The organism is Cellulosimicrobium composti, from assembly GCF_009711085.1.
GTDB classification, from domain to species: domain Bacteria; phylum Actinomycetota; class Actinomycetes; order Actinomycetales; family Cellulomonadaceae; genus Cellulosimicrobium; species Cellulosimicrobium composti.
Genome location: NZ_WMKA01000023.1, coordinates 32,744 through 57,427, shown reverse-complemented (window position 1 = coordinate 57,427; position 24,684 = coordinate 32,744). Strand labels below are relative to the sequence as shown.

Annotated in this window: 24 protein-coding genes and 1 tRNA gene; 20 read left to right on the top strand and 5 right to left on the bottom strand. The window is 76.4% G+C overall.

Annotated elements, in window-relative coordinates:
• The 8 genes from GJV82_RS11225 to GJV82_RS11190 form a co-directional block, all read left to right on the top strand.
• A partial coding sequence (locus GJV82_RS11225) for an AAA family ATPase (RefSeq protein ID WP_155099274.1) occupies nucleotides 1-1,386 on the top strand: 1,386 nt, incomplete at its 5' end.
• Nucleotides 1,383-2,720: a hypothetical protein gene (locus tag GJV82_RS11220; protein ID WP_155099273.1), complete on the top strand. Its 1,338-nt coding sequence runs from the start codon at nucleotides 1,383-1,385 to the stop codon at nucleotides 2,718-2,720. The genes GJV82_RS11225 and GJV82_RS11220, both read left to right, overlap by 4 nt.
• Entirely contained in the window at nucleotides 2,717-3,727 is a 1,011-nt protein-coding gene (locus tag GJV82_RS11215; RefSeq protein ID WP_318657541.1) for a glutamate ABC transporter substrate-binding protein, read from the top strand. Before GJV82_RS11220 ends, GJV82_RS11215 begins: the two co-directional genes overlap by 4 nt.
• Nucleotides 3,724-4,830: a hypothetical protein gene (locus tag GJV82_RS11210; RefSeq protein WP_318657540.1), complete on the top strand. Its 1,107-nt coding sequence runs from the start codon at nucleotides 3,724-3,726 to the stop codon at nucleotides 4,828-4,830. Before GJV82_RS11215 ends, GJV82_RS11210 begins: the two co-directional genes overlap by 4 nt.
• Nucleotides 4,827-7,187, top strand: a complete 2,361-nt coding sequence (locus tag GJV82_RS11205) for a serine/threonine-protein kinase (RefSeq protein ID WP_318657539.1) — start codon at nucleotides 4,827-4,829, stop codon at nucleotides 7,185-7,187. Before GJV82_RS11210 ends, GJV82_RS11205 begins: the two co-directional genes overlap by 4 nt.
• A complete protein-coding gene (locus tag GJV82_RS11200; protein WP_155099272.1) occupies nucleotides 7,184-8,455 on the top strand; it encodes a PP2C family serine/threonine-protein phosphatase in 1,272 nt (423 codons plus the stop codon). The genes GJV82_RS11205 and GJV82_RS11200 overlap by 4 nt, the downstream gene beginning before the upstream one ends.
• A 70-nt stretch (nucleotides 8,456-8,525) precedes the next feature.
• A complete protein-coding gene (locus GJV82_RS11195) occupies nucleotides 8,526-9,812 on the top strand; it encodes a VWA domain-containing protein (protein WP_155099271.1) in 1,287 nt (428 codons plus the stop codon).
• Nucleotides 9,809-10,702 (top strand): FHA domain-containing protein, encoded by an 894-nt coding sequence (locus GJV82_RS11190; RefSeq protein WP_318657538.1) that lies wholly within the window; start codon nucleotides 9,809-9,811, stop codon nucleotides 10,700-10,702. Before GJV82_RS11195 ends, GJV82_RS11190 begins: the two co-directional genes overlap by 4 nt.
• A gap of 4 nt (nucleotides 10,703-10,706) precedes the next feature.
• On the opposite strand, the gene GJV82_RS11185 is transcribed toward GJV82_RS11190, so the two are convergent.
• Nucleotides 10,707-11,189: an Hsp20/alpha crystallin family protein gene (locus GJV82_RS11185; protein ID WP_404812962.1), complete on the bottom strand. Its 483-nt coding sequence runs from the start codon at nucleotides 11,187-11,189 to the stop codon at nucleotides 10,707-10,709.
• A 343-nt stretch (nucleotides 11,190-11,532) separates the two neighbouring features.
• On the opposite strand from GJV82_RS11185, the gene GJV82_RS11180 reads away from it, so the two are divergent.
• Genes GJV82_RS11180 through GJV82_RS11160 form a run of 5 tightly spaced genes read left to right on the top strand, consistent with a single transcriptional unit; the run spans nucleotide 11,533 to nucleotide 16,317 of the window.
• A complete protein-coding gene (locus tag GJV82_RS11180) occupies nucleotides 11,533-12,198 on the top strand; it encodes a biotin transporter BioY (protein ID WP_155099270.1) in 666 nt (221 codons plus the stop codon).
• Between the two features lie 19 nt (nucleotides 12,199-12,217).
• Nucleotides 12,218-13,621, top strand: coding sequence for a class I adenylate-forming enzyme family protein (locus GJV82_RS11175; RefSeq protein WP_318657537.1), 1,404 nt, complete (start codon nucleotides 12,218-12,220; stop codon nucleotides 13,619-13,621).
• On the top strand, nucleotides 13,618-14,814 hold the full coding sequence (locus GJV82_RS11170; RefSeq protein ID WP_155099269.1) for a thiolase family protein: 1,197 nt from the start codon (nucleotides 13,618-13,620) through the stop codon (nucleotides 14,812-14,814). Before GJV82_RS11175 ends, GJV82_RS11170 begins: the two co-directional genes overlap by 4 nt.
• Nucleotides 14,811-15,662, top strand: coding sequence for an energy-coupling factor ABC transporter ATP-binding protein (locus GJV82_RS11165; RefSeq protein WP_155099268.1), 852 nt, complete (start codon nucleotides 14,811-14,813; stop codon nucleotides 15,660-15,662). Before GJV82_RS11170 ends, GJV82_RS11165 begins: the two co-directional genes overlap by 4 nt.
• Before the next feature lie 55 nt (nucleotides 15,663-15,717).
• The gene (locus GJV82_RS11160; protein ID WP_318657536.1) at nucleotides 15,718-16,317 is read left to right on the top strand and encodes an energy-coupling factor transporter transmembrane protein EcfT; all 600 of its coding nucleotides are present in this window, start codon (nucleotides 15,718-15,720) and stop codon (nucleotides 16,315-16,317) included.
• 24 nt (nucleotides 16,318-16,341) lie between these two features.
• Here the strand turns inward: GJV82_RS11160 and GJV82_RS11155 are convergent, their stop codons facing one another.
• Genes GJV82_RS11155 through GJV82_RS11145 form a run of 3 tightly spaced genes read right to left on the bottom strand, consistent with a single transcriptional unit; the run spans nucleotide 16,342 to nucleotide 19,071 of the window.
• Complete coding sequence (locus GJV82_RS11155; RefSeq protein WP_155099267.1) at nucleotides 16,342-17,679, bottom strand: MFS transporter; 1,338 nt, start codon at nucleotides 17,677-17,679, stop codon at nucleotides 16,342-16,344.
• Nucleotides 17,676-18,287 carry an ArsR/SmtB family transcription factor gene (locus GJV82_RS11150; RefSeq protein ID WP_155099266.1) on the bottom strand — a complete coding sequence of 204 codons (612 nt, stop codon included), beginning with the start codon at nucleotides 18,285-18,287 and terminating at the stop codon, nucleotides 17,676-17,678. The genes GJV82_RS11155 and GJV82_RS11150 overlap by 4 nt, the downstream gene beginning before the upstream one ends.
• Nucleotides 18,288-18,330: 43 nt before the next feature.
• The gene (locus GJV82_RS11145; RefSeq protein ID WP_155099265.1) at nucleotides 18,331-19,071 is read right to left on the bottom strand and encodes a phosphatase PAP2 family protein; all 741 of its coding nucleotides are present in this window, start codon (nucleotides 19,069-19,071) and stop codon (nucleotides 18,331-18,333) included.
• Nucleotides 19,072-19,290: 219 nt separating this feature from the next.
• Between GJV82_RS11145 and GJV82_RS11140 the strand changes: the two genes are divergently transcribed.
• The 3 genes from GJV82_RS11140 to GJV82_RS11130 all read left to right on the top strand — a co-directional run bounded on the left by GJV82_RS11140 (nucleotide 19,291) and on the right by GJV82_RS11130 (nucleotide 20,465).
• Nucleotides 19,291-19,431 (top strand): hypothetical protein, encoded by a 141-nt coding sequence (locus GJV82_RS11140; protein ID WP_155099264.1) that lies wholly within the window; start codon nucleotides 19,291-19,293, stop codon nucleotides 19,429-19,431.
• A gap of 181 nt (nucleotides 19,432-19,612) precedes the next feature.
• Nucleotides 19,613-20,296 carry an oligoribonuclease gene (orn, locus tag GJV82_RS11135; protein WP_318657535.1) on the top strand — a complete coding sequence of 228 codons (684 nt, stop codon included), beginning with the start codon at nucleotides 19,613-19,615 and terminating at the stop codon, nucleotides 20,294-20,296.
• A gap of 93 nt (nucleotides 20,297-20,389) precedes the next feature.
• Nucleotides 20,390-20,465: transfer RNA gene (locus tag GJV82_RS11130), tRNA-His, on the top strand.
• Between the two features lie 79 nt (nucleotides 20,466-20,544).
• On the opposite strand, the gene GJV82_RS11125 is transcribed toward GJV82_RS11130, so the two are convergent.
• A complete protein-coding gene (locus GJV82_RS11125; RefSeq protein WP_318657534.1) occupies nucleotides 20,545-21,186 on the bottom strand; it encodes a LysE family translocator in 642 nt (213 codons plus the stop codon).
• A gap of 211 nt (nucleotides 21,187-21,397) precedes the next feature.
• On the opposite strand from GJV82_RS11125, the gene GJV82_RS11120 reads away from it, so the two are divergent.
• From GJV82_RS11120 to GJV82_RS11105, 4 genes are all read left to right on the top strand, one after another.
• Entirely contained in the window at nucleotides 21,398-22,231 is an 834-nt protein-coding gene (locus GJV82_RS11120; protein ID WP_155099263.1) for an ABC transporter ATP-binding protein, read from the top strand.
• Nucleotides 22,228-22,869, top strand: coding sequence for an ABC transporter permease (locus GJV82_RS11115; RefSeq protein WP_155099262.1), 642 nt, complete (start codon nucleotides 22,228-22,230; stop codon nucleotides 22,867-22,869). The genes GJV82_RS11120 and GJV82_RS11115 overlap by 4 nt, the downstream gene beginning before the upstream one ends.
• Nucleotides 22,866-23,597 carry an ABC transporter permease gene (locus GJV82_RS11110; RefSeq protein ID WP_024842155.1) on the top strand — a complete coding sequence of 244 codons (732 nt, stop codon included), beginning with the start codon at nucleotides 22,866-22,868 and terminating at the stop codon, nucleotides 23,595-23,597. The genes GJV82_RS11115 and GJV82_RS11110 overlap by 4 nt, the downstream gene beginning before the upstream one ends.
• A gap of 84 nt (nucleotides 23,598-23,681) precedes the next feature.
• Nucleotides 23,682-24,575, top strand: coding sequence for an ABC transporter substrate-binding protein (locus tag GJV82_RS11105; protein WP_155099261.1), 894 nt, complete (start codon nucleotides 23,682-23,684; stop codon nucleotides 24,573-24,575).
• Nucleotides 24,576-24,684 lie beyond the last annotated feature (109 nt).

Sequence of the window (24,684 nt, the reverse complement as noted above, 5' to 3'; positions counted from 1 at the left end):
GCCGCGACGGCCGCGGTCCAGCAGTCCGGTGCGGGCCGCGCGGTCGTCCCGGGGGCCGGGCACGCGCCGTCGGGCCCGACGACGTCCCCCGCCGCGGGCGCAGCGGTCGCGGCACGACCCGGTGCGGGCGGGGCGGACCCGTTCGACCTCGGCGACCTGCTCGCCGCGCAGGGCTCGCTCGACGCCGTGCGACGGCCTGCGCCGGAGGTGCCGTCGGTCGCGTCGATCCTCGACGCGCTCGCCGGCCGCCCCGGCGCGCCCGCCCCCGCCGACGCCGCGCCGTCGGGCCCGGGTGCCGCCCCGGCGGACGCGACGTCCACGCCGGGAGAGCCGGGGACGGCGGGGACAGGAGCGACGACGGGCGAGGCGGCGACGGCCGCCGCCGAGGAGGAGCCGGTCCGCTCCCTCGACGAGCTGCTCGCCGAGCTCGACGCGCTCACCGGCCTCGCCCGGGTCAAGGACGAGATCCATCGCCAGACCGAGCTCCTGCGCGTCGAGAAGCTGCGCGCGGAGGCGGGACTGACGCGCCCGACGCTCACGCGGCACCTCGTGTTCCTCGGGAACCCGGGCACGGGCAAGACGACGGTCGCGCGCCTCGTCGCCGGCATCTACCGCGCGCTCGGGCTGCTCGAGAAGGGCCACCTCGTCGAGGTGGACCGCTCCGAGCTCGTCGCGGGGTACCTCGGGCAGACCGCGGTGAAGACGTCGGAGGTCGTCGCGACGGCGCTCGGGGGCGTGCTGTTCGTCGACGAGGCGTACGGCCTCGCGGAGGACCAGTACGGCGCGGAGGCGATCAACACGCTCGTCAAGGACATGGAGGACCACCGCGACGAGCTCGTCGTCATCGTGGCGGGCTACCCCGGGCCGATGGCGGACTTCCTCGCGACGAACCCGGGCCTCGAGTCGCGGTTCTCCACGACGATCACGTTCGAGGACTACGCCGACGCCGAGCTGCGCGACATCTTCGCGAGCATGGCGTCCCGCGCCGACTTCGAGCCGACGCCCGAGGCGCTCGACGTGTTCGAGCGCCTGGCCGCCGCGCAGCCACGCACCGAGGGCTTCGGCAACGCGCGCTGGGCGCGCAACGTGCTCGACGCGGCGGTCGCGCGCCACGCGTGGCGCCTGCGCGACACCGCGCGACCCAGCGTCGACGAGCTGCGCCTCCTGCTGCCGGTCGACGTCGTCGACGGCGAGGGCGCCCCCGCGCTGCTCGCCACGCTCGACCCGCCCGCGGCCCCGGACGAACCCGCCGAGGGCGACCCGGCCATGGCCGACCCGATCGCGAGCGACCCCACCGCGGCCGACCAGACCGACCCCGAGCGCGCCGGGCACGACCCGGCCGGCGCCCCCCAGACCGCACCCTCCACCGCCGAGGAGAACGCATGACGACCACCCCGGTCCGCCCGGCGGGCCAGCCCACCGCCCCCGTGCCCGGCACAGCGCCGGGCACGAGCGCGCCCGCACCGGCGGCCGCGCCGACCGCCCGCGCGTCCCGAGCGCGGCGCGCGCTGCGCCGCACCCCGGGCAAGCTGCGGCTCGTCATGGCGCTGTGCGTGCTCGCCGCGCTCGCGCTGGGCGTGCTCGGGTTCCAGGCCGGCAGCGTGCAGTCGCGCGCGCTCGAGGCGGCGAGCGAGGACGCGGCCCAGCTCGTGGGCGTCCAGGAGGTCCGCAACGCGCTCGTCGCGGCGGACGCGACGGCGACGGGCGCGTTCCTCGTCGGCGGCCTCGAGCCCGCCGACCAGCGCGCGCGCTACGACGACCTCGTGGACCAGGCCGCGACGCGGCTCGCGACCCTGTCGGGGAGCAACGAGGGCGACGCCGCGCTGCTCGGCGAGGTCGCGGCCGACCTCACGGTCTACACGGGGCTCGTGGAGCAGGCGCGCGCGAGCAACCGCCAGGGCTTCCCCGTCGGCTCGGCCTACCTCGACCAGGCGTCGACGATCCTGCGCGAGCAGATGCTCCCGACGCTCGACGAGGTCGTGCTGGACGACGCCGACCGCGTCGCCGCCGACTTCTCGGGCGTGCGCAACGCGCTCTGGGTGCTCGCGGGCGGGCTGCTCGCGCTCGCGGTGCTGCTCGCGAGCCAGGTCTGGCTCGCGCGCCGGACGCACCGCGTGCTCAACGTGGGTCTCGCGGTCGCGACGGGCGTCGTGCTCGTCGTGGGCGTGGTGGCCACCGTGCTGCTCGCGCAGGCGAGCTCGCGCGCGCAGGACGTGCGCACGGGTCCGTACGCGGCGACGCTCGCCGCGTCCCAGGCGTACTCGCTCGGGAACGACGCGAAGTCGATGGAGGCGTTCACGCTCATCAAGCGCGGGTCGGGCCAGGCGTACGAGGAGGCGTTCGTCACCGCGACGGACGACGCGGCCGCGCGGCTCGACGCCGCCGCCGCGGAGGGCATCCTCGACGGCTCGACGGCCCAGGCCCTCGACGCGTGGGTCGCCCGGCACGCGGAGATCCGCGCGCTCGACGACGACGGCCGGTGGGACGAGGCGGTCGCGCTCGCGACCGCGACCGACCCCGAGAGCCCCAACGCCGCGTTCGACGCGTTCTCCGCGTCCGCGCGCGACGACATCGAGACCGGCGCCGCCGCGACGAGCGACCGTCTCGACGGCGCGGCGACGACCGCGACCGTCGCGGGCTGGCTCGTGCTCGTGGCGGGACTCGTCGCGGCGCTGCTCGCGTGGCGCGGCGTTTCGGCACGACTGGAGGAGTACCGGTGACCACGACGCTCGCCTTCCCCGCCCGGACCACCCGGCGCCGCCACACCGGCGGTGCCGTCGCGGCCGCCGTCGCCGCGGTCCTCGCGCTCGCGGCGTGCTCAGGGCCGTCCGGCGCGGACGACCTGCGCCTCGCCGAGGCGCCCGCGCAGGAGGGTGCCGAGGAGGCGCCCGCCGCGCCCGCGGCGCCGGCCGAGTGCGCAGACCCGCTCGCGTCCTACGCTCCCGAGGGCGCGCTGCCGGGCCCGGAGGCGCTGCCCGGCGGCAGCACGATGGCCGAGATCCGCGACCGCGGCTCGCTCGTCGTCGGCGTCTCGGCCGACACGCTGCTCATGGGCGCGCGCAACCCGCTGTCCGGGCAGATCGAGGGCTTCGACATCGACGTGCTCCACGAGATCTCGCGCGCGATCTTCGGCGACCCCGACCGGCTGCAGTTCCGCGTCATCACGTCCGGGCAGCGCCTCGACGTGCTCGAGAACGGCGAGGTCGACCTCGTCGCGCGTGCGTTCACCATCACCTGCGAGCGCTGGGAGTCCATCGCGTTCTCCGCGGAGTACTACCACGCGGGGCAGAAGGTGCTCGTGACGCGCGACTCGACCGCGAACGGGATCGCGGACCTCGAGGGCCAGCGCGTGTGCGCACCCGAGGGCACGACGACGCTCACGCGCCTCGAGCAGTTCGCGGGCATCGAGCCCGTCCCGGCGACGACGCACACGCAGTGCCTCGTGCTGTTCCAGCAGGGCAAGGTCGACGCGATCACGGGCGACGACACGATCCTCGCGGGCTTCGCGGCCCAGGACCCGTACGCGAAGGTCGTGGGCGAGGCGATCAGCGACGAGCCCTACGGCATCGGCGTGCCCGCGCAGGACGTGGACATGGTGCGGTTCGTCAACGGCGTCCTGGAGCAGATGAAGTCCGACGGGCGCTGGGCCGCGATCTACGACGAGTGGCTCGGCGGCCTCGGCCCCGCCCCGACCCCGCCGGCCGCGGTGTACGGCCGCACGCCGTGACGCGCACGCCCGCACCGGAGGCGCCGGGACGGCTCGGCGAGGCGATCCCCGCCGCCGACCTCCTGGCGTACCTCGCCGCGCTCGAGACGTGGCTCGACGAGCGCCGCACGGAGCTCGACCGGCTCGACGCCGCGGCGCAGTCGGCCGCGACGCCCGACGCGTACACCTCCGACCTCGTGCTCGCGCTCACGCTGTGGCAGGCGATCCGCTCGCGCGCCGACGAGATCCGGCCCGTGTGGGACTCGGGCCGGGCCGACGCCGTCGCGCGCGAGAGGATCTCCCAGCTCGTCTGGGGCCGCCTCGACTCGGGCTCGGGCGCCGCGCTCGTCTCCCTCGTCGAGGCCGTCAAGCTGTGCGACGCGCTCGTCGTCCAGCTCCGCACGCGCCTGTCGTTCGACCCGCACACGGCCGACCAGGTCGCGCGCCTGCGCGGCGTGCGCGCCGAGCTCGTGCGGTGCGAGGACCTCGCCGGGTCGGACGCCGACGCGCGGGGGCGCGTCGAGACCCTGCGGGGGCGCCTCGACCACCTCGTCGCGCAGGCCGCGCGCGGTGCCGACGTCTCGGGCCCGCTCGCGGAGCTCGAGACGGAGGTCGCGCGGGCCGAGCGCGACCTCATCGTCGCGTCCGCGCAGCGGCGCGAGCTGCGGCGCGACCGCGCGCGCACGCAAGAGCAGCGCGCCGCGCTCGAGGCGCGCGAGCCCGCGCTCCGGGAGCTCGTCGCGCGCTGCCGTCGCGAGATCGCGCACCCGCCGCGCCTGGCCGTGCCCGACGTCTCGCGCCTCGGCCCCGTGCCGGACTCGCGCTTCGAGCTCGACGCGTACGCCGCGCGCCTGGCGACCGTCGCGCGCGCCGTCGAGACCGTCGAGGACGCCTACACCAAGCCGCTGCGCGAGCGCGCCGAGCTGCGCTACAGCCTCGACCGGCTCGCGGAGCGGGCCGAGGCCAACGGGCGCTCGGCCTCCCCCACCGTGCGCGCCGGCCTCGTCGAGGCGCGCGAGGCCGTCGAGGCGACGCCGTGCGACGTGACGCTCGCCCGGTTCCTCGTCGAGCAGTACCAGTTCCTCACCCGCGACCTGCCCACCCCGGAAGGAGCGTCGTCGTGACGACCACCGCGACCGTCCCGTGCTCGGAGCCCGGCTGCCCGGGCACCATCGAGGACGGCTACTGCAACGTCTGCGGGTCCCCCGCCGGCGGCTCCGGCGCCGCGCCCACGGGCACCGCGACCGGCGCGAGCGCGACGGGCGCGCCCGCCCCGGGCAGCGCCGCGGCCGCGTCCCCGTCGGCCATGCTCGGCACGGGCTTCGTCGAGGGCCGCCCCGGCACGGCCCCCGGCTCCGCCGACCCCGACGGCGAGCGCTCGACCCGCACCGGCCGCACGAGCTCGAGCCGCCTCGCCTCGACCGCGCTCGGCTCGGCACGCACCGCCGCGACCGGGTCCAAGGCGACCCGCCGCGTCGGGACGTCCTCGACGCGCCTGCGCGGCCGGGGCCTCGGCGCGGGCCTGACGACCGTGCCGTCGGTGCCGGTGCGCGACCCGCTGCAGTCCGTCATGGCCGTCCCCGAGGTCGCCGAGCGCAAGCGGTTCTGCCCCGCGTGCGGCGAGAAGGTGGGCCGCGGTCGCGACGGGCAGCCCGGGCGCACGTCCGGGTTCTGCCCCCACTGCGGCACCCGCTTCGACTTCACGCCGCAGCTCAAGCCCGGCGACCTGGTCGGCGGGCAGTACGAGGTCGTGGGCTGCCTCGCGCACGGGGGCCTCGGCTGGATCTACCTGGCCCGGGACCAGAACGTGTCCGGTCGGTGGGTCGTGCTCAAGGGCCTGCTGAACTCGGGCGACCCCGACGCGTACGCCGCGGCGATCTCCGAGCGGCAGTTCCTCGCCGAGGTCGAGCACCCGCTCATCGTCGAGATCTACAACTTCGCGATGCACGACGGCGCGGGCTACACCGTCATGGAGTACGTGGGCGGCGAGTCGCTCAAGGAGATCCTCCAGGCGCGGCGCGACGCGAACAACGGGGTCATCGACCCCATGCCCGTCGACCAGGCGCTCGCGTACGTGCTCGCGATCCTGCCCGCGTTCGCCTACCTGCACGACCACAACCTGCTGTTCTGCGACTTCAAGCCGGAGAACGTCATCCAGCAGGGCGACGGCGTCAAGCTCATCGACCTCGGCGGCGTGCGGCGCGCGGACGACATGACGTCGGCGATCTTCGGCACCGTCGGCTACCAGGCGCCCGAGGTGGCGGAGGTCGGCCCGTCGGTCGCGTCCGACATCTACACGATCGGCCGCACGCTCGCGACGCTCGTGCTCGACTTCCGCGGCAACACGACGACGTACGTCGCGTCGCTGCCGCCCGTCGCGGACACGCCCGTGTTCCAGCAATACGACTCGTTCTACCGGCTGCTGGCCAAGGCGTGCGCCCTCGACCCGGCGGACCGGTTCGCGACGGCCGACGAGATGCGCACGCAGCTCCTCGGCGTCCTGCGCGAGGTCGTCGCGGCCGACGCCGGGCCGGGCAACCCCGCGCTGCACTCGGCGGCGTCGGTGCTGTTCGAGGCCCCGGTCGCCGACGTCGCGGGCCGGCCGCTCGCGTGGGACGAGCTCCCGTCGCTGCGGCGCGACGACCACGACCCCATGGCGAGCTGGCTCGCGGGCGTCAACGTCGTGGACCCGGACGCGCGGCTCGCCGCGCTCGCGGACGCGCCGGAGGACACCGTCGAGGTGCGCCTCGCGCGCGCCCGCGCGGCCATCGAGGCCGAGCGCTTCGACGTGCTGCGGGACACGATCGCCCGGATCCTCGCCGACGACCCGTGGGAGTGGCGCGCCGCGTGGGTGGGCGGCCTGGGCGAGCTCGCGCAGGGCGACGCGGTCGCCGCGCGCGCGTCGTTCAACGCGGTCTACGGCCAGGTGCCGGGCGAGCTCGCGCCGAAGCTCGCGCTCGCCGCGGCGTGCGAGCTGAGCGGCGAGCCGGACATCGCCGAGTCGCTCTACGTGATCTGCGCGCGCACGGACGCCAACTACACGGCGCCCGCCGCGTTCGGGCTCATGCGCATCCGCGAGGCGCGCGGCGACCTCGACGGGGCGCTGCACGCTCTCGACCTCGTCGGGCCGACGCGCGGCTCGTACGTCGAGTCGCGGACGCTGCGCGCGCACCTGCTCGCCGAGTCCGGCCGCGGCCTGCCCGCGCTCGCCGACGCCATGGCGAGCGTCGCCGCGGTGTCGATCGCGCCGCGCGAGCGCGCCGAGCTCGCCGTCGGCGTGCTGCGCTCCGCGCTCGAGACCGTCACGACGAGCGGTCCGGAGCCCACGACGCGGATCGCCGGCGTGCCGGCGGACGAGCCTGCCCTGCGCGACGCGCTCGAGGGCGCGTACCGCGAGCTCGCCGCGCTCACCGACTCGCGCGACGAGCGGATCGTGCTCGTCGACCGCGCGAACGAGGTGCGGCGGTGGACGGTCCGATGAGCGACTCCTCCTCGACCGCGCCGGGCGAGACCGTCGCCGAGTCGTCGGTGCTCGCGTGCCCGGCGTGCGGCGAGCCGTCGCACGACGGCGCCCGGTTCTGCGAGGCGTGCGGCACGCCGCTCGCGCCGCTCCCGCCCGCGGGCGGCGACCCTGCCCCGACCGGCGACCCGACGTCGACCGGCGACCCGGCGACCGGCGACCCGGCGTCGACCGGCGACCCGGCGACGGACGACGACCCGGCGACGGACGACGCCGCCGCGACCCAGCCGGCGACGTCCGACCCGGCGGCGCCCGCGGCGCGCCCGTGCGTGCGGTGCGGCGGCACCGTCGCCGAGGACGGGTACTGCACGGAGTGCGGCGAGCCCGCGGCGTCCGAGCGCGACCACTGGGCCGAGCGCCCCGCGGCGTGGGTCGCGGGCGTGTGCGACCGCGGCGTGCGGCACTCGCGCAACGAGGACGCGATGGCGCTCGCCGCGAGCCCGTCGGCGGACGACGAGCGCGCGTTCGCCGCGCTCGTCGTGTGCGACGGCGTCTCCTCGGCGCCCGACTCCGACGTCGCGAGCCTGGCCGCCGCGCGCGCGGCGCGTGACGTGCTCGCCTCGGGCTCCCAGGAGGGCGCGGCGCCCGTCACGGGCGAGCCGTCGGCGCGCATCGGCGCCTGGTCGGCGCTCGTCGGCGAGGCGTCACGGGCCGCGCAGAGCGCGATCCTCGCGACCGTCGGGGACATGGCCGACCGGGAGAACCCGCCGTCGTGCACGTTCGCGACGGCCGTCGTCGACGGGCCGCTCGTCGTCGCGGGCTGGGTGGGCGACTCGCGCGCGTACTGGGTCCCCGACGAGGGCGAGGCGCGGCAGCTCAGCGTCGACGACTCGTGGGCGCAGGAGATGATCGCGCAGGGCGTGCCCCGCGCGATGGCGGAGACGTCGCCGCAGGCCCACGCCATCACGCGCTGGCTCGGGCCGGACGCGCCCGACCCCGTGGCCCGGACGGCCGCGACGCTGCCCGACCGGGACGGCTGGGTGCTCGTGTGCTCGGACGGGCTGTGGAACTACTGCTCGCCCGCCGCGGACCTCGCCGGCCTCGTGCGCGCGACGCACGAGCGCGTCGGCGGCGAGCCGCAGGCCCTCGCGGGCGCGCTCGTCGACTGGGCGAACGCGCAGGGCGGGCGGGACAACATCACCGCGACGCTCGCACGGTTCGTCCGGTCCGCAGCCCCCGCTCCCGACGGCCTCGACCCGGACCTCGAGACGACGATCCCCACGACCTGACCCGGGCCGCGCGCCCGGGCCCGACGACCCGATAGCCTGCACGAACACCCGCACCACCGAAGGAGCCCCCATGGCCGAGTTCGCCGCCGAGGTCTACCAGAACGAGTTCCTGTCCGAGGGCGCGACGGACGTCCACGCGATCGTCACCGTGACGTGCACGGGGGCGGGGAGCGCGGGGAGCGCCGGCGGCGGCGCGGGCGGCGTGGCCGAGATCATCATGGTCGACACGTCGGGGTCGATGTCGGGCCGCAACATCGAGGCGGCGAAGCACGCGGCGCAGGTCGCGGTCGACCAGATCCTCGACGGCACGTGGTTCGCGATCGTCGGCGGCAGCCACGTCGCGAACCGCGCGTTCCCCTACCCCAACGCGCGCATGGCGATGGTCCAGATGGAGCCGGGCGCGCGCGCCGAGGCCAAGCGCGCGATCTCGATGCTCACGCCCGGCGGCGGCACGGCGATGAGCACGTGGCTGCGCCTCGCGGACCAGCTCTTCGCGACGGTCCCGCAGGCGACGCAGCGGCACGCGATCCTCCTCACGGACGGCAAGAACGAGTCGGAGCCGCGCGCGAACCTCTCGGCCGCGGTCCGCGACGTCACGGGCCACTTCCAGTGCGACGCACGCGGCGTGGGCTCGCGATGGCAGGTCGACGAGCTCCGCGAGATCTCGACGGCGCTGCTCGGCACGGTGGACCTCATCGCCGACCCGGCCGAGATCGCTGCCGACTTCGAGAAGCTCATGCGGGCGTCCATGGCGCGCGGCGTCGCGTCGGCCGACCTGCGCGTGTGGGCCCCGCAGGGGGCGCAGGTCCTGTTCGTGCGCCAGGTCGCACCCACGGTCGAGGACCTGACGAACCGTCGTGCGGAGGTCAACCCGCTCACGGGCGCCTACCCGACGGGCTCGTGGGGCGACGAGTCGCGCGACTACCACGTCGCGGTGCGCGTCGGGTCGAAGCCTGTCGGCTCCGAGCAGCTCGCCGCGCGCGTGCAGCTCGCGGTGAACGGTGAGGTCGTCTCGTCCGGGCTGGTCAAGGCCAAGTGGTCGGACGACGAGTCGCTCACCACGCGCATCAACCCCGAGGTCGCGCACTACACGGGCCAGACGGAGCTCGCGGCGGCCATCCAGGAGGGCCTGGCGGCCAAGGCCGCGGGCGACGAGGCCACGGCGACCGTCAAGCTCGGGCGCGCCGTGCAGCTCGCGCAGCAGACCGGCAACGACGAGGCGACCTCGCGCCTGCGCAAGGTCGTCGACATCGACAACGAGGAGCAGGGCACCGTGCGGCTCAAGCGCAACACGTCGACCCTCGACGAGATGGCCCTCGACACGGCCTCGACGAAGACCACGCGGGTCCGCCGGTGAGCGCCGTCGTCTGCCCCAACGGGCACCCGTCCGAGTCGACCGACTACTGCGACGTGTGCGGCGAGCCCATCGGCGCCGCGTCGACGCCGGCCGCGGCACCCGCGGGCGCGCCGTCGCCCGCCGCGTCGGCCGCCTCCCCCGCGGCCGAGCCCGCGCAGTGCCCGCACTGCGGGTTCGCGGCCCCTCCGGGCGCGCTGTTCTGCGAGAACTGCGGGTACGACTTCACGACGGGCGCGCTGCCCGACCCGGTCGAGCCGCCGTCCGCGCTGTCGCTCGACCCGCCGTCGGCCCCGACGCCCCCGCCGTCGTCGAGCGCCCCGGCCCCGTCTCCGGGCACGCCCGCGCCGGGCGACCCCGGGCCGTCGCCCGCGTCGGCGGCGACGCCGCCCCCGCTGCCGGGCCAGGCGCCCGCGGGCACGACCGGCGGTGAGGCGGGCGAGCCCGCGACGTCGGGCACCCACCTGCCGACGCCGCCCGTCCCCGGGCCGGACCAGTGGGTCGCCGAGATCTGGATCGACCCGGACTGGTACGCCGCGCAACAGCCCGAGGACCCGATGCCGTCCGCCGGGCTCCCGGGCCTCGTGGTCCTGCGCGAGCGCAGCGTGCTCGTGGGGCGTCCGTCGGTGTCGCGCGGCATCCACCCGCAGGTCGACTGCGGTGCGGACACCGGCGTCTCGCGGCGGCACTGCCAGCTCAGCACGGACGGCCAGCGCTGGTGGGTCGAGGACCTGCAGTCCGCGAACGGCACGTACGTGAGCCCGGCCGGGGAGCCGCTCCCCACGGACCCGGTCCCCGCCGGCCAGCGGCGCGAGCTGGCCGACGGGGACCGCATCTACCTCGGCGCCTGGACGCGGATCGTCGTCCGCAAGGCGCTCCCGGGCGAGGCCTGAGCGGTCAGCTCTCGGCCGCCTGGGACTCGGCCCCGGACGTGATCTGGGTCGGCGCCCCGCCTCCGGCGTGGTGCGCGACCTCGATCCGACGGGGCCGTGCCTCCTCCGCGACGGGGATCGTCAGCGACAGCACGCCGTCCTCGTACGAGGCCGTGATCTCGTCGAGCGCGAGGCCCCGGCCGACCGTGAGCTGGCGCGCGTAGGTGCCGGTCGGCCGCTCGCGCGCGAGCCACTGGACGTCGGGGTCGGTCCGCGGGCTGCGCTCGGCGCGGATCGTCAGCGTGCGGTCCTCGACCGAGACGTCGATCGTGCCGGGGTCGACGCCGGGGAGGTCCATCGTCAGGACGTAGTGGTCGCCCGTGCGGAACAGGTCGAGCGGCATGCCGGCGGCCGCGGACGCGGTCGAGCGCACCCCGGACACGAGCTGCCCGACCAGGCGGTCCATCGCGTCGAAGGTGGTCGAGAACGGGTCGATCATCGCAGCCACACCTCTCACCTCCTCGTCGGTCGGTCCCGGACCGTCCGGGACCGCATCGGTGCTCCCGCGAGGCAGGCACCTCGCGGGTGGCTACACCTCCACTATTAGCACTCTCACCCCGAGAGTGCCAAGCCCTTCGGGGTGCACCCGCGGCCCTCGTACGGGCCCCGTTTGTGCGCGGTCGACGACACCGCCCCCACGCGCCCGGGTGGGCGTTGTGAGAACCCTCCAACCGGTTGTGGGAACCGTGCACGGCGCGCCGCCCGCGTCGTCCGCGCCACCGACGCCGCCGCGCGTCGCGGCTCGGGAGAGTGGACCTCGCCACCGTCGACCTCACCCCGCAGGAGCCCCGATGACCCCCTCCCCGACCACCGCACCCGCCCCGCCCACGGCCTCCGCGGCCGGCGCCGACGCACCCGGTCGTGCCCGCGGACGACTCGCGCTCGACGCGGGCGACGCCGCGCGCATCGCGACGTTCGCCGCGCTGATCGCCGCGCTCGGCATGCCCGGGTCGCTGCCGCTGCTCGGGAACGCCGTCCCGATCACGCTCCAGACGCTCGGCGTGATGCTCGCGGGCACGATCCTGGGCGCGTGGCGCGGCACGCTCGCCGTCGCGACGTTCCTCGCGCTCGCGGCGGCCGGGCTGCCGGTGCTCGCGGGCGGGCGCGGCGGGCTCGGCGCGTTCGTCGGGCCGTCCGCGGGATACCTCCTCGGGTTCCTCGCGGGCGCGGCCGTCGTGGGCTGGCTCGTCGACCGGCTCGCGCGCGTCGTGTTCGGCCGCGTCCTCGTCGCGGCCCTCGTGGGCGGCGTCGCCGTCGTCTACGCGATCGGCGTGCCCGTCCAGGCGCTCGTCACCGGCGTGCCGCTCGCGACCACCGCGCAGCTCTCCCTGGTGTTCGTCCCGGGGGACGTGCTCAAGGCGCTGGCCGCCGCGGCGATCACGGTCGGCGTCGTGCGCGCCTACCCGGCCGCCCGCCCGGCCCGCCGCACAGCGGGCGGCGCCCGCGCGACGTCCTGACGCCTGCGAGAGTGTCCGCGTGCCCGTCGCCCCTCACGTCCTCGCCCACGCCGCCGACCCGGCCGCGCGCGACCGCGTCGCGCTGCGCACGCCCGAGCGGTCGCGCACGTACGCCGCGCTCGGTGCGGACGTGCGCGCGGGGTCGACGCACCTCGGCGCGACGGGCACGCGGCCCGGCGACCTCGTGGCCGTCTCGCTGCCCGACCCGCTCGACTGCCTGACCGCGGTGCTGGCGGTCGACCACCTCGGCGCGACGCCGCTGGTGTGCGACCCGTCGTGGCCGCGCGCGCACCGCGCCGAGGTCCTGCGGACGCTCGCGCCGCGCACCTTCGTCGAGGTGCCGCTCCCCCGCGGGACGGGCCCCGCCGCCGGTTTCCCCGCGCCGGGCCGCGCGCCCGAGCCGGGCGACCTCGCGTGGGCCGGCTTCTCGTCGGGCAGCACGGGCCGCCCGCGCGCCGTCGTGCGCACGCGCGCCTCGTGGGCGGGCTCGTTCGACGACGTCACGCGGCTCGTCGACCTCACGCCCGCCGACACGGTGCTCGTCCCCGGGCCGCTCGCGTCCTCGCTGTACTGCTTCGCCGCCGTGCACGCGCTGGCCGTCGGCGCGGGCGTGTACCTCACGCGCACGCCGGCCGCCACGACGACGGCGCTCGCGCGCTGCGACGTCGTGCACCTCGTGCCGCAGGTGCTCGACGACGTGCTCGCCGCGGTCGCCGCGGGTGCGCCCTCGCGGCTGCGCCACGCGGTCGTCGGCGGCGCGTCCCTGCCCGCCGGGGCCCGGGCCCGCGCCGCAGCGCTCGGCGTCGACGTCCTCGCGTACTACGGGGCGGTCGAGCTGTCGTTCGTCGCGTACGACCCGGACGGGTCCGGGCTGCGGCCGTTCCCCGGCGTCGAGCTCGACGTGCGGCCCCTGCCCGCCGCGAGCGTCGGCGAGGTCTGGGTGCGCTCCCCGTGGGTGTCGCGCGGCTACCTCGCGCGCGCGACCGGCCCCTTGCGGCGGGACGGCGCGTGGAGCACCGTGGGCGACCTCGCCGACCCCCTGCCGCCGGACGGCGGCGCGCTCGTGCTGCGCGGTCGCGGCGACGGCGCGATCCTCACGGGCGGGTCGACCGTGGTGCCCGAGGACGTCGAGGTCGTGCTGCGCGCGGTGCCCGGCGTGCGCGACGTCGTCGTGCTCGGCACGGCGCACCGCCGGCTCGGCGCCGTGGTGAGCGCCGTCGTCGAGTGCGACGACCGCCCGGGCCTGCGCGCGCACCTCGAGCGCGTCGCGCGCGGCGCGCTCGCCCCCGCGCAGCGTCCCCGCCGCTGGTACGGCACGCGCGCGCTGCCCCGCACGCCGTCGGGCAAGCCCGCGCGCGGCGCGGTGAGCGAGGCGCTCGGCGGCGCGGATCCCGCGTCGGCAGGGCTGGAGCCGCTGCGATGACCGGCGCACGGGGCGTGCCCGCGGACGCGCCGGTCGTGGTCGCCGCGCGGCGCACGTGGGTCGGCACGGCCGGGCACGGGCACCGCGCGCTCACCGAGGTCGACCTCGCCGCCGGAGCGCTGCGCGCGACGCTCGTCGACACGTGCTCGCTCGGCGTCGCGGACGACCCGGCGGACGTCGTGCTCGGGTGCTGCACGGGGCCGGGCGGCAACGTCGCGCGGGTCGCGGCGCTCGCCGCGGGCGCGGGCGTCGCGGTCCCCGGTCTGACGGTCGACCGGCAGTGCGCGTCCGGGCTCGCCGCGGTCCTCGTCGCGGCCCAGCAGGTCCGCGCGGGCGAGGCGCGCCTCGTGCTCGCGGGCGGCACGGAGAGCGCGTCGCGCGCGCCCGCGCGCGCCCACCGCACGCCCGGGGGAGACGTCCCCTTCGAGCGCGCGGCGTTCGCCCCCGTGCCGTGGGCCGATCCCGCGATGGGCGCCGCCGCCGACGAGCTCGCGCGCCGCCGCGGCGTGACGCGGGCGCGCCAGGAGGCGTACGCGCTGCGCAGCCACGCGCGCGCCCTCGCCGCCCACCGGGCCGGGCGCCTCGACGCGGAGACCGTGCGGCTCGGCGCGCCGCGACGGGCGCTCGCGCGCGACGAGCGGGCGCGCCGCCTCGACCCCGCCGTGCTCGCCCGGCTCGCGCCCGCGTTCTCGCCCGACGGGACCGTGACCGCGGCGACGGCGAGCCCCGTGAGCGACGGGGCCGCGGCCGTCGCGGTCGTGCCCGAGCGAGTGCGCCGCGACCTGGGCGCACCAGGCCTGCGCGTGCTCGCGTCCGCGACGGTCGGTTGCGACCCCGCGCTGCCCGGCTGGGGGCCCGTGCCCGCCGTCCGGGCCGTGCTCGCCCGCGCGGGCGTCGCGCTCGACGACGTGGCGGCCGTCGAGGTCGTCGAGGCGTTCGCCGCACAGGTGCTCGCGGTCACGGACGCGCTGGGGCTCGACCCGCTCGGCGACGCCGCGGACGACGCGCGCGTGTGCGCCGACGGCGGCGCGCTCGCGCTCGGGCACCCGTGGGGCGCGAGCGGTGCGCTCGTCATCGTCCGGCTGTTCTCGCGGCTCGTGCGCGCGGGCGCCCCCGCCGGGACGCTCGGCCTCGCGACCGCGGCCGTGGGCGGCGGGCTCGGCGTCGCCGCGCTCGTGGAGGTGGTCCGATGATCGCGCGCGCGGTCGCGGCGGCCCGCCGCCGGAACGCCGACCGGGGGGCGCGCACGCCCGGCGCAGCTCCCCCGGTCCCGGCCGACGCCGTGCCCTCGGGCGTCGTGCCCGCCGGCGTCGTGCCCGCCGACGCGGCGACGGGGTGCGTCGTCCGGCTGGAGGACGTGCACGTGCGGCTCGGCGGGCGCGACGTCCTGCGCGGGGTGGACGTCGAGCTCACCGAGCGCCGCGTCGGGATCGTCGGCGCCAACGGCTCGGGCAAGAGCACGCTCGCGCGCCTGCTCAACGGGCTCGTGGTCCCCACGGCGGGACGCGTGCTCGTCGACGGGCTCGACACGCGTCGCGACGGCGCGGCGGTCCGGCGCCGCGTCGGGTTCGTGTTCACGGACCCGGACGCGCAGATCGTCATGCCGACCGTCGCCGAGGACGTCGCATACTCGGTGCGCGGCGTGCCCGCCTCCGAGCGCGACCGGATCGTGCGGGACGCGCTCGCGGCGCGCGGCCTCGCCCACCACGCCGACCACCCCGCCCACCTCCTGTCCGGCGGGCAGAAGCAGCTCCTCGCGCTCACGTCCGTCCTCGCGGCGCGGCCCCGCCTCGTGGTCGCCGACGAGCCGACGACGCTCCTCGACCTGCGCAACACGCGCCGGTTCGCCGCCGAGCTCGCGGCCCTGCCCCAGCAGGTCGTCCTCGTCTCGCACGACCTGACCCTCATGGACGCGATGGACCGCGTCCTCGTCGTCGACGACGGGCGGGTCGTGGCGGACGACGCACCCGGGCCGGCCGTCGCGCACTACCGGCGCCTCGTCGACGAGGCCGCACCCGCGAGCCGCCGGGGCGCGTCGTGACGGGTTCGCCCGCGCCGAGGCCCGCCGTGCACGTCGCGCCGCACGGGCGGCCGTCGTGACGCCCGGCACGTACCGCCCGGGCACGTCGCTCGTGCATCGCGCGCCCGCGGGGGCCAAGCTCGCCGGGCTCGCGGGCGTGTCCGCCGTCGCGCTCGCGGCGACGTCGCCCGGGACGGTCGCGGCCGTCGTCGGCGCCGTCGCGGCCCTGTACGCCGTCGCGGGCGTGGGCCTGCGCGCGGCCTGGGCGCAGGTGCGGCCCCTGCGTCTCGTGGTGCCCGTGCTGCTCGCGGTGCAGTGGCTCACCCTCGGTCCCGTGCCCGCGCTCGTCCTCACGTCCCGCCTCGTCGCGCTCGTCGCGCTCGCGGGCCTCGTGCTGCTCACGACGCGCACGTCCGCCGTGCTCGCCGCGATCGGCCGGGGCCTGCGCCCGCTCGCGCGCGTGGGGGTCGACGTCGGCCGGCTCGCGCTCGTCCTGTCGCTCGCCGTGCGGTGCGTCCCCGTGGTGACCGCGCTCGCGCACCGCGTGCGCGACGCGTGCCGGGCCCGCGGCCGCGAGCGCGACGTGCGTGCCTACGCCGTCCCGCTCGTCGTCGGGGGCCTGCGTCAGGCCGACGCGCTCGGGGACGCGCTGCGCGCCCGCGGTCTCGACGACTGATCCCGGGGCCGACGCCGCCGCGCCCTACTCGGCGACCGCCGCAGCGGCTCGGCGGCCGCGCAGCGCGAGACCCGAGGCGACGACGACCCCGGCGACCGTGACGACGAGCAGCACGCGGTAGTCGAGCACCCCGAGGAGCGCCGCGCCCACGACGGTGAGGACGAGCTGCGGGACGTTGAGCAGCATCGTGCTCGCGGCGGCGACACGGCCCTGGAGGGTGCCGGGCGTGCGGAGCTGGCGCTCGGTGACGAACCCGACGACCGCCCACGTCACGCCCAGCCCGACCCCGCCGAGCCCCACGACGATCGCGGCGACGCTCGTGCCCGTGGTCGGGACGATGCCCAGCGCGAGCACGAGCAGGCCGAGCGCGACGACGCGCTGCGCGCCCCAGCGGGCGACGAGCCGGGCCGCGGTGAGCCCGGCGACGATCGCCCCGAGCGCCTGGGCGGACGCGATGGGGCCGAGGAGCGCCGCGGGGAGGCCGAGGCCGTGCTCGACGATCGCGAGGCTCACCGCGTTGAGCAGGCCGACGGCCGCGAACGCGACGACGAGCGCGAGCGTGAGGACGCCGAGCGGCGCGGTCCGCACGAGGTGCCGGAAGCCCGCGGTGACCTCGCCGAGGTAGGGCTCGCGCTCGTCGGCCGGGGTCGGCGGGGTCTCGGCGACCCGGATGCGCCCGACGAGCACGGCCGCGACCGTGAACGCGACGGACGCCGCGGCGACGAGCGGCCACACCCCCGCGAGCGCGTACGCGCCGGCGCCGACGACCGGCATGAGGAGGCGGAACACCTGGTCGATCGTCGTGAGGCGGCCGTTCGCGGGCGCGAGCGCGTCGTCGGGCAGCATGTCTCGCACGAGACCCGACTGGGCAGCGGCCGTCGCGAAGCCGACAGTCGAGTAGAGCACCGTGACGACGAACACGAGCCACACCTGCCCGGGGCCCCGCACGGCGAGCAGCGCGAGCACGCTCAGCGCCCCGACGGCGTACGCCCCGACGAGCATCCGGCGCCGCGAGACCCGGTCGGCGAGCTGCCCGAGGAACGGCGACGCGAGCGCCGGCAGGCCGAGCGCGGCGAACACGAGGCCGGCGGCGCCGTTGGACCCCGTGAGGTCCTTGACCCACACGGCGAGGATGATCGCGAGGACGGAGTCGGCGAAGTTCGTGAACGCCCACGCCACCGACAGCAGGCGGAACGCGCGGCCGCGCAGCGCGGCGCGCGCGGGGCCTGCGGCGGCGTCCTCTGCCGGACCGGCCGTCGTCCCGGTCGGTGCGACGCCGCTCGCCGCCGTGCCGCTCGCGCTCGTGCCGGTCGCGCTCGTGCCGGTCGGGGTGGTGCCCGCCGGTCCGTCCGGCGCGCTCATCGGGGGTCCTGCGGGGGGTCGGCGTTGACGACGGCGAACAGGCGCGCGGGGCGTGCGCCCGCGGGTCGCAGGGAGGGGTCGTCCCAGCGGCCGGCGAAGCGGTCGGTGAGCGCCTCGACCTCGCGCGCGAGCGCGTCGAGCTCCTCGCGCGTCGCGTAGAACGACGCACCGCTCATCGTCGAGGCGAGGAGCCACTGCGGGTCCTCGGCGGGCGCCGCGGCGAGCCACGCGCGGACCCGGTCGGCCTCCTGGTCGAGCACGAGGCCCGCCACGGCGCCGGCCGCGTGCAGCGACTCCGGGACGTCGGGGTCGAAGCGCGTCTGCCGGCCGCGTCCGACGGAGCGCCACGGGCGCTCCTTGCCGCGCCGCTCTGCGGGTTCGACGTAGCCGTACTTCGCGAGCATGCGCAGGTGGAACGAGCAGCTCGCGACCGACTCGCCCGTGACCTCGGCGCAGCGCGTCGCGGTGACCTCGCCCTCGTCGTCGAGGATCGCGAGGATGCGCAGGCGCAGCGGGTGGGCGAGGGCCCGGATGCTGGCGGGGTCGGTGGCGACGACCTGGCCGGCGGCCTGCCGCGGGCCGGACGGCGCGCGTCCTGACGTGCTCATGCGGGCACGCTACTTCACGAAAGACTTCTTGCGCAAGACTTCTTTAGCGAACGTCGCCGTCCGTCCCCGCCGGCCGGGCGGCCACGCGCGGGCGCCCGCCCGCCTGCGCGTCGTGCAGGCGCGTGACCACGACCACGACGCCGAGGACCGCCACCGCGAGCGCCATCCCCGCCAGGACGTCCGTGAGGAAGTGGTACCCGAGGTAGAGCCGGCTCAGGGCGACCGCGCCCACCACGACCACCGACACGGCCACCCAGACGGCGAGCACCCGCCCGTCGTGGTGCCGGTGCCACACGAGGTAGCCCCCGACGAGCACGAGCGTCGCGGCACCGATCGTGTGGCCGGACGGGAAGGAGAACGAGCGCTCGACGCCCGCGACGACCATCGACGCGTCGGGCGGCCGCGGGCGCGCGACCACCGCCTTGAGCACCGTCGAGACGAGCGTGGACAGCACCATCGCCCCCGCGAACATGCCGGGCTCCCACCACGTGCCCGAGCGCCAGGCCCACAGCACGCAGCCCAGCGCGACGAGGACGGGGAGCACGTACGGCCCGGACACGGTCGTCACGACGGTGAGGACCGTCGTCGCGACGGGCGAGCGCTGCGCGACCATCCACGCGAGCAGGGGGTCGTCGAGCACCCAGAGGTCGTCCTGGTCGCGCACGGCGTCGAGCAGGACGACGAAGCCCACGGCGCCGACGAGGACCAGCGCGAGCCCCGGCCACACCCGTGCGAGCACCTCGCGCGCGGACGCGCCTCCCGCTGCCCCGCCTCTCGGACCCATGCCCGGAGGCTACGCAGGGTGGACCGACCACGCAGGCCGGCCGGGCGGCGTCGTGCGGGGCGCTCCGACGCTCGTGGCGAAAAAGCCGTGCGCCGCCCCCGCCGCGCGTGGTCCTCTAGGAGCACACCGCGGTGGCGTCCGTCCGGTCCGTACCGGGCGGTGGAGGGTCCGGCCAGACCCACGAAACCCAGCGTCACGAGAGCACTCACCATGCATCCCTTGATCACGTACGACGTGGCGGCCCTCAGCCGTCGCGAGCAGCTGCAGGAGCAGACCCTGCGCCGGTCGCAGCTGCGCCGCACCACGACCCGCGTCCCGGCGCACACCCGGCAGGCCCGCCTGCCGCGCCGCTCCGCATGACGCGCACCGACCGCTCGCCGGGCCGGGGTCCCACCCCGACAGGCGGCGGCGCACCTCGTCGAAGGCCTCGGCCGTCCGGACCCACCGTGGACCGGACCACCGGGGCCTTCGTCGTACCCGGTCCCCGCGCAGCCGGGCCGACGCGCGGGGACGGGCCGCACGCCACGACTAGGCTGTGCGGGTGAGTCCTGTGAACGCGAACGAACGCATCGTCTGGATCGACTGCGAGATGACCGGGCTCGACCTGGGCGCCGACGCCCTCGTCGAGGTCGCCGCCGTCGTGACCGACTCGGAGCTCAACGTGCTCGGCGAGGGGGTGGACGTCCTGGTCCGACCGCCCGCGGAGGCGCTCGCGCAGATGGGCGACTTCGTGCGCCAGATGCACACGACGTCGGGCCTGCTCGACGAGCTCGACGAGGGGCTCACGCTCGCCGAGGCCGAGCAGCGCGTGCTCGACTACGTCCGCACGTGGGTCCCGGAGCCCGGCAAGGCGCCCCTCGCGGGCAACTCGGTCGGGACCGACAAGGGCTTCCTCGACCGCGACATGCCGGCTCTGATGAGCCACCTGCACTACCGGATCATCGACGTCTCGTCCGTCAAGGAGCTCTCGCGCCGCTGGTACCCGCGCGCGTACTTCGCGTCGCCCGAGAAGCAGGGCGGGCACCGCGCGCTCGCGGACATCCTCGAGAGCATCGACGAGCTGCGGTACTACCGCGCCGCCGTGTTCGTCCCCCAGCCCGGCCCGGACTCCGCGACGGCGCGCCGCCTCGCCGAGGAGGTCGTGGCGACGAGCGTGGCCCGGGGACGCACCCGACCGGCCGCGGACGAGTCCGTGGCCACCGTCACAGGGACGACCGACGCCTGACCCGGCCGGGGCGTCCTGGAGCACCCCGCGGAGCGGGTACACTTTTCGACGGCCGGTGCTCCACGCGCCGGTCGCGTGGGCACGTCCCGCATGGTGGGTATAGCTCAGCTGGTAGAGCACCTGGTTGTGGTCCAGGGGGTCGCGGGTTCAAGTCCCGTTACTCACCCCAGACGACGAGGGCCGGTCTCCGTACGGAGACCGGCCCTCGTCGCGTCCTGCCGTGTCGCGTCCCGGGACGTCCCGGCGGCTCAGGCGCTGCGGTGCGTCGCGACGGCGAGGAGGCCGCCGAGGCCGACCATCATGCCGCCGCCCGTGGCGCGCACCGCGCTCAGGCGCCCGGGCGAGGACGCGAACCAGGCCCGGGCCGCCCCGGCCGCGAGCGCCCACGCGCCGTCGCACACGAACGCGATCACGGTGAAGACCACGCCGAGCACCATCATCTGGGCCGGCACCCGCCCGGCGTGGAAGTCCGTGAACTGGGGCAGGACGGCGACGAAGAACACGATGGTCTTGGGGTTCGTCGCGCCGACGACGTAGCCCTGGCGCACGACGCGCCACCACGGCTCGCGCACGGGCGCGACGGCGACGCCGACCGCACCGTCCCGCCGGTGCCGGACCGCCTGGACGCCGAGGTGGACGAGGTAGGCGGCGCCGACGAGCTTGACGGCCGTGAACACCGCGACGGACGTCGCGACGACCGTGCCGACGCCGAGCGCGACGGCGGCGACGAGCGTGAGCGCGCCGAGCTCGTTGCCGAGCACGCTGAGGACGCCGCCCCGGGGCCCGAGCGAGAGCGAGCGGCCCACGACGAAGAGCACGCTGGGGCCCGGGACCACGACGATCACGAGCGACGCGAGCGCGAAGGCGAGCAGGGCGTCCGGCGGCGGCACACGCTCACGATAGGTCTCCCGGTGACGCGCGTCACGGGAGTTCCGAACGGCCGCGGCGCCGACGAGAGTGCGAAGCCGACGTACCGGTGCGAGTGCCGCGTGTCGGTGGGGCGTCGTACGTTCTGAGACAGGCGACGCATTGCGCTCGCAGACCGCGTCGCGGTCGTGGTTGGGTGGAAGCCGTTCACCGACTGTCGGGAGGCAGCGCCCCATGATCGAGTTCCGATCGGTCACCAAGACGTACCCCGACGGCACGGCGGCGGTCGCCGACTTCGACCTCGTCATCCCGCCGCACCGCACCACGGTGCTCGTCGGGTCCTCGGGGAGCGGCAAGACGACGCTCCTGCGGATGATCAACCGCATGGTCGAGCCGACCTCGGGCGTCATCGAGATCGACGGCGCGTCGATCCTCGACCGCGACCCGGTGAAGCTGCGCCGGAGCATCGGGTACGTCCTGCAGAACGGCGGGCTCCTCCCCCACCACAAGGTCGTGGACAACGTCACGACCGTCCTGCGCCTCGAGGGCACACCGCGCGGGCCCGCGCGCGAGCGCGCTCTCGAGCTCCTCGACACGGTCGGCCTCGACCGCGGCCTCGCGGACCGCTACCCGAGCCAGCTCTCGGGTGGCCAGCAGCAGCGCGTCGGCGTGGCGCGCGCGCTCGCCGCGGACCCGAACATCCTGCTCATGGACGAGCCGTTCGGCGCCGTCGACCCGATCGTCCGGGCCGAGCTGCAGACCGAGACGATCCGGCTGCAGCGCGAGCTGGAGAAGACCGTCGTGTTCGTCACGCACGACGTCGACGAGGCGTTCCTGCTCGGCGACCAGGTCGTCATCCTCGAGAAGGGCGCGCAGGTCGCGCAGATCGGGTCCCCGAGCGAGATCCTCGAGAACCCCGCGAGCGAGTTCGTCGCGAGCTTCATCGGCGCCGACCGCGGCGCCCGGGCGCTGCGCACCAAGCACACCGACCACGGGACGGTGCTCGTCGACGGCCGCGGCCGCACCCAGGGCGTGCTGGTGGACGACCTCGTCGAGGACGGCGCATGACCTGGGTGCTCGACAACCTCGACCTGATCGGCCGCCTCACGGTCGAGCACCTGCGCCAGTGCGTGCTGCCCATCGTGCTGGGGTTCCTCGTGTCGATCCCCGCGGGCTGGCTCGCGTTCCGGTTCCGCCTCACGCGCGGGCTCGTGCTCACGGTCGTCGGGCTGCTCTACACGATCCCGTCGCTCGCGCTGTTCGCGCTCCTGCCCCCGCTGCTCGGGATCAGCTTCCTGTCCGAGGTCAACCTCGTCGTCGCGCTGACGATCTACGCGGTCGCGATCATGACGCGGTTCGTCGCGGACGCGCTCGCGTCCGTCGACCCGACGGTCCGGCAGGCGGCGCTCGCCGTCGGCTACGGCCCGTGGCGGCGCTTCTGGCAGGTCGACCTGCCGCTCGCCGGGCCGGTCGTGCTCGCGGGGCTGCGCGTCACGGCCGTCTCCACGATCTCGCTCGCGACCGTCGGCATCCTCATCGGCATCGACAACCTCGGCTACCTGTTCACCAACGGCTACCAGCGCCAGATCGTCGCCGAGATCCTCGCGGGCGTCGTGGCGGTCGTGCTCGTGGCGCTCGTGGTCGACCTGCTGCTCGTGCTCACCGGGCGAGCGCTCATGCCCTGGTCCCGGAAGGTGCGCGCATGAACGTCTTCGCCGACGCGGTCGCCTGGATCTTCTCCCCCGACCGGCTCACCGGCGCGCTCCCGCTGCCGGAGGCGATCTGGACGCACCTCGCGTTCACGTTCGTCGCGGTGCTGATCGCCGCGGCGGTCGCGATCCCCGCGGGCTGGGCGATCGGCCACACCGGGCGGGGGCGCGAGATCGCCGTCGCGCTCTCGGGCGCCGCGCGGGCGGTCCCCTCGTTCGGCCTCGTGCTGCTCCTGGTGCTCGTGCTCGGCGTGACGCACAAGGTCGCCGCGTCCGTCACGGCGTTCGTGCTGCTCGCGATCCCGCCGATCCTCGCGGGCGCCTACGCGGGCGTCGAGGCCGTCGAGCGGCGCGTGGTCGACGGCGCGCGGTCCGTCGGCATGACCGGTCGCCAGGTCCTGTTCAAGGCGGAGGTCCCGCTCGGGCTCCCGCTGCTCATCGGCGGGCTCCGGTCCGCGACGCTCCAGGTGGTCGCGACCGTCACGCTCGCCGGCTACGTCGGCAACTGGGGCCTCGGCTTCTACATCGTCCAGGGCATCCAGATCCGCGACTTCTCCCAGATCCTCGGGGCGGCCCTCCTCATCGTGGTGCTCGCCGTCGTCCTCGACGCGCTGTTCGCGATCCTGCAACGGGTCGTCGTGCCGCGCGGCGTGGCGGCCGGCCGCGCCCCGGACGACGCCCCGGCACGGCGCAGGCGGCGCCTCCCGGACCCCACGACCGCCTGACCCGCGGCGCTCCCCCGCCGACCGCGCCGCGGCCCCGACCCACTCCCCTCCCGGTCCCGGGACGGCCCTCAGAAAGGCAGACACATGCGCACCACCCGACGCACCGCCCTCGTCGCGACCGCCGCGACCGCCGTCCTCGCCCTCGGCGCCTGCAGCGGCTCCGACCCGCTCGACGGCGGCAGCGCCTCGTCCGACGCGATCGTCGTGGGCTCCCAGGCGTACTACTCGAACGAGATCATCGCCGAGATCTACGCCCAGGCGCTCGAGGCCGAGGGCTTCACCGTCGAGCGCAACTTCTCGATCGGCCAGCGCGACGCGTACATGCCCGCGCTCGAGGACGGCGAGGTCCAGCTCTTCCCCGAGTACACGGGCAACCTCCTGCAGTTCTTCGACCCCGACGCCACGGCGACCTCGCCCGAGGACGTGTACGCCGCGCTGCAGGAGGCGCTGCCCGACGGGCTGACCGTGCTCGACCAGTCGAGCGCGACCGACCAGGACTCCTACAACGTCACCGAGTCGTTCGCCACGGAGAACGACCTGACGAGCATCGCGGACCTCGCGGACCTCGACGTGCCGCTCACGCTCGGCGGCCCTGCCGAGCTCGAGCAGCGCCCGTACGGCCCGCAGGGGCTCAAGGACGTGTACGGCGTCGACGTGTCGTTCGTCGCGACGGGCGACACGACCGTGCAGGACCTCGTCGCCGGCACGGTGAACGTGGCGAACGTGTTCAGCGCCGACCCGCGCATCCAGACCGAGAACCTCGTCACGCTCGAGGACCCGGAAGGTCTGTTCCTCGCGTCGAACGTCGTGCCGCTCGTCAACGCGGACCTCGCCGACGAGATCGCGGACGTCATCAACCCCGTGAGCGCGGCGCTCACGCCCGAGGGCCTCGTCGCCCTCAACGTGCAGTCCACCGAGGAGCAGCGCTCGTCCGCGGACATCGCGGCCGACTGGCTCGCGGAGAACGGCCTCGCCTGAGCCGTCCCCGCACGCGCCACGGCGGCCCGCCCCGGTCCCGGGGCGGGCCGCCGTCGTGCGGCTGGACCTGCCGAGCAGCCGCGGCGCGGGTGCTCGGCAGGTCCGACGC

Excerpts from the sequence above, each read along its gene's own strand:
- GJV82_RS11220 (WP_155099273.1), top strand. The coding sequence starts at position 1,383 with ATGACGACCACCCCGGTCCGCCCGGCGGGCCAGCCCACCGCCCCCGTG.
- GJV82_RS11200 (WP_155099272.1), top strand. The coding sequence starts at position 7,184 with ATGAGCGACTCCTCCTCGACCGCGCCGGGCGAGACCGTCGCCGAGTCG.
- GJV82_RS11195 (WP_155099271.1), top strand. The coding sequence starts at position 8,526 with ATGGCCGAGTTCGCCGCCGAGGTCTACCAGAACGAGTTCCTGTCCGAG.
- GJV82_RS11180 (WP_155099270.1), top strand. The coding sequence starts at position 11,533 with ATGACCCCCTCCCCGACCACCGCACCCGCCCCGCCCACGGCCTCCGCG.
- GJV82_RS11170 (WP_155099269.1), top strand. The coding sequence starts at position 13,618 with ATGACCGGCGCACGGGGCGTGCCCGCGGACGCGCCGGTCGTGGTCGCC.
- GJV82_RS11165 (WP_155099268.1), top strand. The coding sequence starts at position 14,811 with ATGATCGCGCGCGCGGTCGCGGCGGCCCGCCGCCGGAACGCCGACCGG.
- GJV82_RS11155 (WP_155099267.1), bottom strand. The coding sequence starts at position 17,679 with ATGAGCGCGCCGGACGGACCGGCGGGCACCACCCCGACCGGCACGAGC.
- GJV82_RS11150 (WP_155099266.1), bottom strand. The coding sequence starts at position 18,287 with ATGAGCACGTCAGGACGCGCGCCGTCCGGCCCGCGGCAGGCCGCCGGC.
- GJV82_RS11145 (WP_155099265.1), bottom strand. The coding sequence starts at position 19,071 with ATGGGTCCGAGAGGCGGGGCAGCGGGAGGCGCGTCCGCGCGCGAGGTG.
- GJV82_RS11120 (WP_155099263.1), top strand. The coding sequence starts at position 21,398 with ATGATCGAGTTCCGATCGGTCACCAAGACGTACCCCGACGGCACGGCG.
- GJV82_RS11115 (WP_155099262.1), top strand. The coding sequence starts at position 22,228 with ATGACCTGGGTGCTCGACAACCTCGACCTGATCGGCCGCCTCACGGTC.
- GJV82_RS11110 (WP_024842155.1), top strand. The coding sequence starts at position 22,866 with ATGAACGTCTTCGCCGACGCGGTCGCCTGGATCTTCTCCCCCGACCGG.
- GJV82_RS11105 (WP_155099261.1), top strand. The coding sequence starts at position 23,682 with ATGCGCACCACCCGACGCACCGCCCTCGTCGCGACCGCCGCGACCGCC.